This window comes from Candidatus Streptomyces philanthi, from assembly GCF_059553635.1.
Genome location: NZ_JCANQV010000254.1, coordinates 1 through 8,597, shown reverse-complemented (window position 1 = coordinate 8,597; position 8,597 = coordinate 1). Strand labels below are relative to the sequence as shown.

At 69.1% G+C, this 8,597-nt stretch carries 6 protein-coding genes and 1 tRNA gene; all 7 read right to left on the bottom strand.

The window, feature by feature from the left end; genetic code table 11:
- Window positions 1-153: 153 nt before the first annotated feature.
- Window positions 154-1,533, bottom strand: a complete 1,380-nt coding sequence (locus tag AC51EU_RS23540; RefSeq protein ID WP_496269039.1) for a hypothetical protein — start codon at window positions 1,531-1,533, stop codon at window positions 154-156.
- Window positions 1,534-2,062: 529 nt separating this feature from the next.
- Complete coding sequence (locus tag AC51EU_RS23535; protein WP_212732741.1) at window positions 2,063-2,197, bottom strand: DLW-39 family protein; 135 nt, start codon at window positions 2,195-2,197, stop codon at window positions 2,063-2,065.
- Between the two features lie 168 nt (window positions 2,198-2,365).
- Window positions 2,366-2,439: transfer RNA gene (locus AC51EU_RS23530), tRNA-Ile, on the bottom strand.
- A gap of 88 nt (window positions 2,440-2,527) precedes the next feature.
- Window positions 2,528-3,214 carry a DUF3566 domain-containing protein gene (locus tag AC51EU_RS23525; protein WP_496269038.1) on the bottom strand — a complete coding sequence of 229 codons (687 nt, stop codon included), beginning with the start codon at window positions 3,212-3,214 and terminating at the stop codon, window positions 2,528-2,530.
- Window positions 3,215-3,229: 15 nt separating this feature from the next.
- A complete protein-coding gene (gene gyrA / locus AC51EU_RS23520) occupies window positions 3,230-5,854 on the bottom strand; it encodes a DNA gyrase subunit A (RefSeq protein WP_496269037.1) in 2,625 nt (874 codons plus the stop codon).
- Between the two features lie 49 nt (window positions 5,855-5,903).
- Window positions 5,904-7,934, bottom strand: a complete 2,031-nt coding sequence (gene gyrB, locus AC51EU_RS23515) for a DNA topoisomerase (ATP-hydrolyzing) subunit B (RefSeq protein WP_496269036.1) — start codon at window positions 7,932-7,934, stop codon at window positions 5,904-5,906.
- Between the two features lie 321 nt (window positions 7,935-8,255).
- Window positions 8,256-8,597 (bottom strand): DciA family protein (locus AC51EU_RS23510; protein ID WP_496269035.1); only part of this gene is annotated, 342 nt, incomplete at its 5' end.

Genomic DNA, 8,597 nt, shown 5'->3' with positions numbered 1-8,597 from the left:
CGGTGCCGCGGCATGCCGCCGCGCCGGCGGGGCCGCCCGCGAAGGTGGTGATCCCGGTGGTGATCGTCGCCCTGCTGTGCATCGTCTTCGGGATCTGGGCGCTGACGCAGTCCTGACACCCTCGTTCGGGGGCCAGGGGGTCCTTCGAACGGGCTAACCGTGCGGGGGCGGGCCGAAGCCCGTCGGCTGCCCCTGCGGGGCGGACGGTGCCGCCGGGGCGGCGTTGCGACGGCGGGACAGCATCGTCCAGCCGGCCAGGCCCGCGAGCAGGGCCGTGCCCGTGCCGATACCGGCGTACCCCAGCGTCCGCAGCGGGCCGCCGTGCTCCGCCTCCTGGGTGGTCAGGCCCTGGGCGGCGTTCTCCCGGTCGTCCTGGGTGAGGGTGAACTCCCGGGCGGCCCGGGTGTATTCCGGCCCCGTGTGCGCGGTTCCCTGGACGTCGATCCGCAGGAGGAGATCGGTTCCGTCGGGGAAGTACCGGGCGGCGCGGGGGTGGAGGGAGACCTCCAGGTAGTACCAGCCGGCGAAGCGCATCGCACTGACGGCTTCGGTGGAGTTCAGGCGGTTGCCGTAGGAGACCGGCACGGTAAGGATCTTGGCGACGGCCGGTTTCCCGGCGTACGCGGTGAAGTTGCCGTCCTCCACCGGCCCGCGGGCCGGGTTGTAGACGTTCAGGCCGAGGGCTCCGGGGACGAACTCCGAGGAGTCCATGGAGGAGTGGGGGAGTTCCGCGCTCAGGTTGAGCCGCTGGCCCCAGTCCACCGGTACCCGGTAGAAGCGGGTCTCGCCGGGCGCGAAGTGGTCCTTCCAGACACCCTTGCCGACGGACCCGGCGTCGTTGAAGCCGGTGCCGCCCCTGGCGTGCCGCGGGGTGCCGGTGACGGGCGGTACGGGTGCGGCGGTGGGCCGGGTGACGGCGGCCGTACGCGGGGGAGCGGCGCCCTTGAGGGCGGGCTCGGTGAGGGAGCCGATCTCGATCGGCCAGGCGCCGCCTCCGGAGTCCGCGGCGCCGCTGCGGGTGATGACGAGGTAGTAGAGCCCGGCCTTCTGGCAGGTCACCCGGTCGCTGCCGATCCGGCGGGTGGCGTAGTCCGCGATCGGGTAGGCCATCCCGCTGCCCCGGAAGGTCGGTGCCGCGTTCGGGCCGCAGGTGCGGCCGTTGCTGTCCTGGACGCTGAGGACGAGCTTGTCCCGGTAGTCCTCGATCCGGGTGCCGGGTCTCGGTGCGGCGACGGCCGAGAAGTAGGCCGAGGACGTGGCGTCCAGGGAGACCGCGTAGTACTTCTGCTCCCCGCGCTCAAGGGTGTCGGTGTGCAGTCCGGGAGTGAGCCGGGGCGCGTCCGCCGCGCTGGCCGTGCCCGTGACCGGTGTGGCGCCGTCGGCCGCCCGGTAGACGGGCAGCTCCCCGGCCGCGGCCGGTGTCCCTGGTACGAGGGCCAGCAGGCCCAGCGCCGCCAGAACGGCCAGTGCTCGCCGTCCCGTACGCGCCACCGGCGCCGCGGGCCCTGTGTGCGTCGTGCGCACCGTCACCATGAACCACCCCTCATCGGCTCCGTGTCGCCGCCTTCCGTACCCCGCCTCCCGCGCGCCCGCGGTCGGCCGCGCCGTTTCCCGCCTGCGGGGCCTCCGGAGTCGGCCACCACCTGCGGGTCCGGGGTCCATCCTCCACTGCTGTCAGGGGAATTGTCCGCCGTGCGGGCGGATTCCCCACCTGGTGTGATCGCGGGGTGGACCGGACTCCCGTCCCGTGCTCAGGGACCGCCCCGCGCCGGTCGATGTTCCACGTGAAACATCGACGCCGGCGGGGAGTACTCACCCCGGCACCCCGAACTCCGGCAGCCGCACACACGAAGTTGAGTTGCCATCAGGCAGTAGCGGCAGAAGGAAAGTTGATCCGGACCCCGGGATCAGTGGGCAGCACCCCCACTTCATCCCCCACAGATCAACTTTGCGCTCGCAACCCGATTCTATGCAGCCGCAAAGCTACGATCACACCCCGGACGCACGAAACCCCGGCCACCATCGGGCGGCCGGGGTCCGTACGAACGTGCTGTGTGCGGTCTCACACACCAGAGCCTGCGGGCACGGAGTCGGTCGCCTCCGTCCACAGATCCTGCTCGGCGCGATCCGCCTGGATCTGGCGGTACACGAGGAGCCCGCCGACAGCGGCCAGTGCGACCAGGAGAAGCTTCTTCACCGCGCGACCTCGTCTTTCGTTGACGTAGGGGACCTATGGGGGCCGATGATACACACCGACCGATACCGATCGGTTATCAAGTACCCCGTCGGTAACGAGCAGCGCAGCCCTTACCCCCTATAACGCTTCGGCCCGGCTGGAGGTTCCCTCCGGCCGGGCCGATTGCAGTGCGGCTACCAGGACTTGAACCTGGGGCCTCTTCCTTATCAGGGAAGCGCTCTAACCGTCTGAGCTATAGCCGCTCGTTCGCTGCACCGAAAGATTAGCGCACTTCAGAGGCGTTCCCAAAATCGTGCCCCGTGGTGCCTTCCGGCGCCCGCCCGCCGGCCCTCACTCGTCCTCGGCGAGGGTCACCTCCACCCCGCCGACGAAGCCCGCCGACAGGTTGTAGATGAACGATCCGAGGGTCGCCAGCGCCGTCGCCAGCACCACGTCGATCACCGCGATGATCCCGGTGAACGTCAGCACGTGCGGCAGCGACAGGAAGGACTCCAGGTCGAAGCCGTGGCCGTCCGCCGAGCCGGTGGCGTCGCTGATCGTCTTGCCGACGGTGGAGAAGACGCCCATCGCGTCCATCACCATCCACAGCATCGCCACCGCCACCACCGTGCAGATGCCCAGTGCGATGGAGAGCAGGAAGCTGACCTTCATCACCGACCACGGATCGGTGCGCGCCACCCGCAGCCGCGCCTTACGGGTGCGGGGCGTCGTACGGGCCCCCGTGCGCGCCATGCGCACCGAGGCGGCCCCGTCCTTGCCCGCGTCCGTGGCGTACGCCTGAGGGGGCTCGTAGGGCTGTTGTGCGGACTGTGACGCCGACTGCTGCCGGGACGCCTGGTGCTGCGGGTACGGCTGACGTGTATCGGTCACGGTTCCCCCCTGGTAGGGGCCCTCTTCCCGGGGGCCCGCGGACGCGACGGAGCCACGGGCGCTGTTCTCCGTCACGGTCGCGGATCCCGACGGGGAGGGCTTGTGCTCTCCCGGTCCGCCCGCGTCAGCGCCCGTGGCTCCACTCACGACCTACTCCTTGTGCTACTCCGCCGTGGGCTGCTCGCCCTCGGCCGCCGCGGCGCCGGTCCCCTCGGTCTCAGCGGTCGCCTCGGGCCCCTCGGCCCCGTCGACCTCTTCGGCCTCACGCCCGGCCTCGGCGTTCCGTGCGATGCCGACGACGGCGTCGCGCTTGCCCAGGTTGATCAGTTGGACGCCCATCGTGTCACGGCCGGTCTCCCTGACCTCGTTGACCCGCGTGCGAATCACGCCACCACTCAAAGTGATCGCGAGGATCTCGTCGGACTCCTCGACCACCAGGGCGCCGACCAGCGAGCCGCGGTCCTCGACGATCTTGGCAGCCTTGATGCCCAGACCACCACGGCCCTGGACGCGGTACTCGTCCACCGCGGTCCGCTTGGCGTAACCGCCGTCGGTCGCGGTGAACACGAACGTCCCGGCGCGCACCACGTTCATCGAGAGCAGTTCATCGCCCTCACGGAAGCTCATGCCCTTCACACCGGACGTCGCGCGCCCCATCGGCCGCAGGGCGTCATCCGTGGCGGTGAAGCGGATCGACTGCGCCTTCCGGCTGATCAGCAGCAGGTCGTCCTCGGCGGACACCAGCTCGGCGCCGATCAGCTCGTCGTCGCTGCCGTCCTCCCGCTCACGCAGGTTGATCGCGATCACACCGCCGGACCGCGGGGAGTCGTAGTCCTTGAGCGGGGTCTTCTTCACCAGGCCGGCCTTGGTGGCGAGCACCAGGTACGGCGCGGCCTCGTAGTCGCGGACCGCCAGGATCTGGGCGATCTGCTCGTCCGGCTGGAAGGCGAGCAGGTTGGCGACGTGCTGGCCGCGGGCGTCGCGCCCCGCGTCCGGCAGCTCGTACGCCTTGGCGCGGTAGACCCGGCCCTTGTTGGTGAAGAAGAGCAGCCAGTGGTGGGTGGTGGAGACGAAGAAGTGGTCGACGATGTCGTCTTCCTTGAGCTTCGTCCCGCGCACGCCCTTGCCGCCGCGCTTCTGCGAGCGGTAGTCGTCGGTCCTGGTGCGCTTCACATAGCCGCCACGGCTGATCGTGACGACGATGTCCTCCTCGGCGATCAGGTCCTCGATGGACATGTCGCCCTCGAACGGCACCAGCTTGGAGCGCCGGTCGTCGCCGAACTTGTCGACGATCGCGGCCAGTTCCTCGCTGATGATCTGCCGCTGCTTCTCCGGGGACGCCAGGATCGCGTTGTACTCGCTGATCTTCGCCTGGAGCTCGTCGTGCTCGGCGGTGATCTTCTGGCGCTCAAGGGCGGCCAGCCGGCGCAGCTGCATCTCCAGGATCGCGTTGGCCTGGATCTCGTCGATGGTCAGCAGGCCCATCAGGCCCTCGCGTGCCACATCGACCGTCTCGCTGCGCCGGATCAGCGCGATGACCTCGTCGATCGCGTCCAGCGCCTTGAGCAGACCGCGCAGGATGTGCGCCCGCTCCTCGGCCTTGCGCAGCCGGAACCGGGTCCGGCGGACGATGACCTCGATCTGGTGCGTCACCCAGTTGCGGATGAACGCGTCCAGCGACAGCGTGCGCGGCACCCCGTCGACCAGCGCGAGCATGTTCGCGCCGAAGTTCGTCTGGAGGTCGGTGTGCTTGTAGAGGTTGTTGAGGACGACCTTGGCGACCGCGTCCCGCTTGAGGACGATCACCAGGCGCTGGCCCGTGCGCGAGCTGGTCTCGTCGCGGACGTCGGCGATGCCGCCGATCTTGCCGTCCTTCACCAGGTCGGCGATCTTCTGCGCGAGGTTGTCCGGGTTGACCTGGTACGGAAGCTCGGTGACCACCAGGCACTGGCGGTTCTGGATCTCCTCGACCTCGACCACCGCGCGCATCGTGATCGAGCCGCGGCCCGTCCGGTACGCCTCCTCGATGCCCTTGCGGCCCACGACCAGCGCGCCGGTCGGGAAGTCCGGGCCCTTGATGCGCTCGATCAGCGCGTCCAGCAGCTCCTCGTGGGACGCCTCCGGGTGCTCCAGCGCCCACTGGGCACCGGCCGCCACCTCGCGCAGGTTGTGCGGCGGGATGTTGGTGGCCATACCGACCGCGATACCGGCCGAGCCGTTGATCAGCAGGTTCGGGAAGCGGGACGGCAGGACCGTCGGCTCCTGGTTGCGGCCGTCGTAGTTGTCCTGGAAGTCGACGGTGTCCTCGTCGATGTCCCGGAGCATCTCCATCGACAGCGGCGCCATCTTGCACTCGGTGTACCGCATGGCCGCGGCCGGGTCGTTGCCCGGGGAGCCGAAGTTGCCGTTGGAGTCCACCAGCGGCATCCGCATCGACCACGGCTGCGCCAGGCGGACCAGCGCGTCGTAGATCGAGGAGTCGCCGTGCGGGTGGTAGGTACCCATGACGTCACCGACGACACGGGCGCACTTGTAGAAGCCCTTCTCGGGGCGGTATCCGCCGTCGTACATCGCGTAGAGCACACGGCGGTGCACCGGCTTGAGGCCGTCGCGGACGTCGGGCAGGGCTCGCGAGACGATGACGGACATCGCGTAGTCGAGGTAGGAGCGCTGCATCTCCGTTTCGAGCCCGACGGGCTCGACACGCAGACCCACACCTTCGATGGTGGCGGGCGCGCCCTCGGCGGTCACGCCGTCCGGGGTCACGGGGGGGTTCTCGTCGGCCATGGTGGTTCAAAGTCCTTTCGCGCTGCGGCTGTGGGGGAGGCCGACAGGGTCAGATGTCGAGGAAGCGGACGTCCTTGGCGTTGCGCTGGATGAACGAGCGGCGTGCCTCGACGTCCTCGCCCATGAGCACGGAGAACAGGTCGTCGGCGCGGGCCGCGTCGTCCAGCGAGACCTGGCCGAGGACACGGTGGTCGGCGTCCATGGTCGTCACCCGCAGCTCCTCGGCGTTCATCTCACCGAGACCCTTGAAGCGCTGGACCGAGTCGTCCTTGATCCGCTTGCCGTTCTGCTTGCCGAGCTCGATCAGCGCGTCGCGCTCGCGGTCGGAGTAGGCGTACTCGAAGTCGTCCCGGCCCCACTTGATCTTGTAGAGCGGGGGGCGGGAGAGGTAGACGTGACCGGCCTCGACCAGCGGGCGCATGAAGCGGAAGAGGAAGGTGAGGAGCAGGGTGTTGATGTGCTGGCCGTCGACATCGGCGTCCGCCATCAGAATGATCTTGTGATAGCGGAGCTTCGAGATGTCGAAGTCCTCGTGCACACCCGTGCCGAACGCCGAGATCAGCGCCTGCACCTCGTTGTTGTGCAGGATCTTGTCGACCCGGGCCTTCTCTACGTTGAGGATCTTGCCGCGGATCGGCAGGATCGCCTGGTACTGCGGGTCACGGCCGGACTTCGCCGAACCACCGGCGGAGTCACCCTCGACGATGAAGATCTCGCACTTCGTCGGGTCGTTGGACTGGCAGTCGCTCAGCTTGCCCGGCAGCGACGCCGTCTCCAGCAGCCCCTTGCGCCGCGTCAGGTCACGCGCCTTACGGGCCGCCACCCGGGCCGTCGCGGCCTGGATGCCCTTGCGGATGATGTCCGCGGCCTCGTTGGGGTTGCGGTCCAGCCAGTCCGTCAGGTGCTCGTGCACCACCTTCTGGACGAACGTCTTCGCCTCGGTGTTGCCCAGCTTCGTCTTCGTCTGGCCCTCGAACTGCGGCTCGCCCAGCTTGACGGAGATGATCGCGGTCAGACCCTCGCGGATGTCCTCACCCGTGAGGTTGTCGTCCTTCTCCCGCAGCAGCTTCTTGTCGCGCGCGTAGCGGTTGATCAGACCCGTCAGCGCGGCCCGGAAGCCCTCCTCGTGCGTACCGCCCTCATGGGTGTGGATGGTGTTCGCGAAGCTGTAGACACCCTCGCTGTACTGGGTGTTCCACTGCATCGCCAGCTCGACGGAGAGCATCCGCTCCTTGTCCTCGGCCTCGACCGAGATCACCGACGGGTGCACCAGCTCGCCCTTGCGGGAGTTCAGGTACTTCACGAAGTCGACGATGCCGCCCTCGTAGTGGTACCGGCCCGACAGCGGCCGGCCCTCCTCGTCCACATGGTCGGGACGCTCGTCCGTCAGCGCGATCGACAGGCCCTTGTTGAGGAACGCCATCTCCTGGAAGCGCCGCGACAGCGTCTCGAAGCTGTAGTCGGTCGTCTCGAAGATGTCGCCGTCGGCCCAGAACGTCACCGACGTACCGGACGCGTCCGTCGCCTCGTGCTTGGCCAGCGGCGCCGTCGGCGCGCCGAGCTTGTACTCCTGCGTCCAGCGGTGGCCGTCGCGGCGGACCTCCACCGCGACCCGCGTGGACAGCGCGTTGACGACGGAGACACCCACACCGTGCAGACCACCGGAGACCGCGTACCCGCCGCCGCCGAACTTGCCGCCCGCGTGCAGCACCGTCAGCACGACCTCGACGGCCGGCTTGTTCTCCGAGGGGACGATGTCTACGGGGATACCACGGCCGTTGTCGACGACCCGCACACCGCCGTCGGGCAGGATCGTCACGTCGATGGTGTCCGCGTGGCCGGCCAGCGCCTCGTCGACGGAGTTGTCGACGACCTCGTACACGAGGTGGTGCAGACCACGCTCGCCCGTGGAGCCGATGTACATGCCGGGGCGCTTGCGGACCGCGTCCAGGCCCTCAAGGACAGTGATCGCACTGGCGTCGTAGGACCTCTGCTCCGAGGTGTCACCCGGGACGCCGGCAGGAACCCCCTCTTCAGTAGAAGCCGTGTTGTTCTCGTTGAGGTCGCCGGAGTCGGCCACGAAGCGCCCTTTCTGGCACAGCACGAGCCATCCGCGCCTGAGGGGGGAGATCCCCGGAGGAGACAGGCCGGAGCGGCTGCGTCGTTCTGTGTTGATCGACGTCTCCCGCGAGAAGGCGGGATTGTGCACCAGTCTACCGGTAGCGCCGACACTCATGGGGGTTTGCAGGTGCCTGAGTCGTCACGTGCCGCCCTGAACTCACGTCCGCCGACTCCCCATATCCGAGACGGGGCCCCAGGACGCTCACACCGGCACTCAGCGCTTCGGGCTGTCAACCGGCCGCTACCGTGACCGGGGTCTCATCCGCCCGGCCCCGCGACCTCATCCGTAGGTGTCGCCGAAACCCCTGCTGCCCGGTGCCCGCAAGGGCCCGAAACGCGGCCCCGGACCACCCGGACCCAGCACCTTGATCAGCTTGACCGTGCCGTGGCCCAGATCCTGGTTGAGCCGCGCCACCAGCTGCGGCGCCAGCAGCCGCAGCTGCGTCGCCCACGCCGTCGAATCGCACCGCACCGTCAGCACCCGGGCGTCCTCGTCGTACCGCTGCGGCTCGCAGTGCTGCGCCACCTCCGGCCCCACCAGCTGCGGCCAGCGGCCCATCACCCCGCCGACCGCGGCCGGTGTCTCCCAGCCCCGCTCCGTGATCAACCGGTTGATCGCCGC

What these genes read in the sequence shown, in the direction of transcription:
- gyrA (WP_496269037.1), bottom strand. Translation starts at nt 5,854, where the DNA reads ATGGCCGACGAGAACCCCCCCGTGACCCCGGACGGCGTGACCGCCGAG.
- AC51EU_RS23540 (WP_496269039.1), bottom strand. Translation starts at nt 1,533, where the DNA reads ATGGTGACGGTGCGCACGACGCACACAGGGCCCGCGGCGCCGGTGGCG.